Here is a 3,036-nt window from a genome sequence, read left to right as displayed (position 1 = left end):
GGCCCGGCGCGCCAGGCTGATGCCGCGCGGCTGGTACCCCTCAAGCTCGAACACTTGGTTGTCGACCGTCACGATCTCTTCGGCCCATGCGCCGTCACACTGCGCCTGCAACGCGCGCTGATGGCTCTCGCAGGCGTAACGGTCCACGGCCTCGCGGCTCAGGCCATAGCGGCGCGCCAGGTTGTCTGCGGTGGCGATCATGTCCAGTCCCGGGGCCGGGTCGTAAAGGGCCTCCCAGAGAAAATCCTTGAATTGCACCTCGCCACCCAGACGAAACCCATCCCGGTGGGTGTAGGCCGCAATCGGGTTGCGTGACATCGACTCACTGGCCACGCACAAGGCCAGTTGTACCTCGTCGCGCAGTTGCTCAGCGGCCTGGCGCAACAGCTCGAAGCCCGTGGCGCAGATGCGCTGCACCCCCAGCGCCGGGACCGATTGCGCGACGCCGCTGTACAAGCCGATATGCCGTGGCAGCAAATACGCATCGAAGCTGGCCTGGGCCATGGAGCCGGCCAGTACGCTGTCCACCGCCAGCGGGTCGACACCGGCACGGGCCAGGACTTCACGGCCGACCTTGATCCCCAGGTCGATGGGCGACACCTGGGCCAGAGCTCCACCGAGGTCGACCCACGGCGTGCGTACCGCCGCGTAAATCGCTACGTCGGCAAACGCCGAATACTGCCCGACGCCGCTCAAGGCCTGGGCTCGGCGCGCAGGATCGCAACATCTTCACCGCGATACAGCGCCTCGACCTTGGCCGCACGCCATTGCAGTACCGCACGCTGGTTGATCGAGCCCTTGTCGGTAATTTCCCCACGATCGATAGACGCCGGCTCGTCGAGCAAGGCAATCCATTCCAAACGGCTGGCATTGCCGGTGGCGTCGCAATTGAGGCGCTGCAACCAGTCGCCGAACCACTGGCGCACCGGCGCGCTGGCGAGTACTTCGGCGTCGCTCGCGTCGGCGTTCAAGCCCGCCAGCCGGCGGCATTCGTAGAGCCTGGGGAAGACCAGGGCGCCCAGGCATTCGCGGTCCGGCGCGGTAATCACCAGGTCCTGCACATAGGGCGAGCCTTCGAGCACCGCACGATTGCGCAACGGCCCGACGCTGACAAACACCCCGGAGGACAGTTTGAAATCCTCGGCAATGCGCCCGTCGAACATCAGCCCCAGTTGCGGCCGATTGGGGTCGGCGAGTTTGATTGCGTCCCCCGAACAGTAAAACCCCTGCTCATCGAACACCTCGGCGGTTTGCTCGGGCGCCCGCCAGTACCCCGGCATGATGTGCGGCCCGCGAAAGCGCCCTTCGAACTTGCCGTCCACCGGCACCAGGCGCACCTCGCAGCCCGGCGCGGGCAAACCGATATAACCGGCCATGGACAACGGCCCGGTGGTGAAGGTGCAGGACGGCGCAGCTTCGGTCATGCCCAGCCCGGCCATCATGCGGATGCGTTCTGCGCAGTGCTGCTCGGCCACACGGTCGAGGCGGTCCCAGACACTTTGCGAAAGGCCGGCGGCGGCGAAGAAAAACAATTTCATCCGCGCAAAAAAGCACTCGCGCAACTCGGCGTCCTGCTCCAGGGCGCTGACCAATTCTTCCCAGCCCTTGGGCACCGTCAGATAGGCCGTGGGCGACACCTCCTTGAGGTTGCGCAGGGTCTCGGCAAACCCCTGGGCCGTGGGCTTGCCGTTGTCGAGGTAAAAGGTGCCACCGTTGTAGAGCACGATGCCGACGTTGTGGCTACCGCCGAAGGTGTGATTCCACGGCAACCAGTCCACCAACACCGGCGGCTCTTCACCGAACACCGGAAACGTCTGCAACAGCATTTGCTGGTTGGCGCAGAGCATGCGTTGCGTGGTAATCACTGCCTTGGGCAACTTGGTCGAGCCCGAGGTGAACAGAAACTTGGCGATGCTGTCGGGGCCGGTGGCATTGAACGCCTGGTCGGCCGCACTGCCGCCTGGGGTTTGCAGCAGGCTCGCGAAGCTGACCTGGGCGCGTCCGGGCACGTGGCCACGCACGCTGATCAGCGGCGTCTCGGCCGGCAATACCGCGTCGATCGCGCGCTGGTAGGCCGCTGCATCGCTGACGAACACCAGCCCTGGTTGCAGCAGGTCGCAGACATGCCGCAGCTTGGCGAAGTCCTGGGACAACAACGAATACGCCGGCGACACCGGGCAATAAGGAATACCCGCGTACATGGCGCCGAGGGCCACCTGTAAATGCTCGATGTCGTTGCCCGACAGCAACGCCAGCGGCTTGTCTGCCGACAGGCCGTAACTCAGCAGGCCCTGGGCAATCGCCCGCACACTCTCGAGCATCTGCGCGTAGCTGACGCGACGCCAGTCACCATCGGCCTGGCGCGCGGCAATAAAGGTCTGCTCGGGACGCACCCGAGCCCAATGCACCAGACGATCGAGCAAGCGCGCCGGCAACTCGGCCAATGGCTCCAGGGAACGCATATGCAGCACGCCGTGTTCTTCAGTGACCTCCACCGGCGCACGGCCGATGGACACCTCGCGGTAGCGCGGCGCACGCGGCTCTGACTGGGGTTGCGGTCTGAATTCGGAACTCACAGGGTTCTCCTCCATCAAGGCACGCCTACGGGCGCCCGGTTGGGGGCGGCTCCTGGCGCAGCTGGGCAGCCTGAGGCTGCCGCCTTGTTATTGTTAGGTATGGCCAACGCGAAGCGGCGACGCCGACTCAGATCGGGTAATGCCGCGGCCCGTTCTGCAAGGTCACCCAGCGCAATTGCGTGAAGTGTTCAATCGACGCCTTGCCGCCAAAGCTACCGTAACCGCTGGACTTGACCCCGCCAAAGGGCATCTGCGCCTCGTCATGCACGGTCGGGCCGTTGATGTGGCAAATGCCCGACTCCACCCGCTGCGCCAACGCCAGCGCACGCCCGGTGTCGCGACTGAAGATCGCCGCCGACAGGCCGAACTCGGAGTCGTTGGCCAGGCGCAGCAGTGCTTCATCACCCTCACCGCGCAGCAACACCGCCACCGGGCCGAAGGATTCTTCGCGGTACAAGCG

Annotated in this window: 2 protein-coding genes and 1 pseudogene; all 3 read right to left on the bottom strand. The window is 65.3% G+C overall.

Annotated elements, in window-relative coordinates; translation table 11 throughout:
• Positions 1 to 696 (bottom strand): annotated as a pseudogene (locus L9Z73_RS28285) (acetyl-CoA C-acyltransferase); the annotation flags it as partial.
• The gene (locus tag L9Z73_RS28280; RefSeq protein WP_247408063.1) at positions 693 to 2,576 is read right to left on the bottom strand and encodes a feruloyl-CoA synthase; all 1,884 of its coding nucleotides are present in this window, start codon (positions 2,574 to 2,576) and stop codon (positions 693 to 695) included. The pseudogene L9Z73_RS28285 and the gene L9Z73_RS28280, both read right to left, overlap by 4 nt.
• Positions 2,577 to 2,703: 127 nt before the next feature.
• Positions 2,704 to 3,036: aldehyde dehydrogenase family protein (locus tag L9Z73_RS28275; protein ID WP_247408061.1), on the bottom strand; the 333-nt coding region annotated here is incomplete at its 5' end.

The sequence above is a fragment of the Pseudomonas emilianonis genome (assembly GCF_023072625.1).
Classification (GTDB): Bacteria; Pseudomonadota; Gammaproteobacteria; order Pseudomonadales; family Pseudomonadaceae; genus Aquipseudomonas; species Aquipseudomonas paraveronii.
Note: the sequence above shows the minus strand (reverse complement) of the source record. Positions and strands in the feature narration are given on the sequence as shown.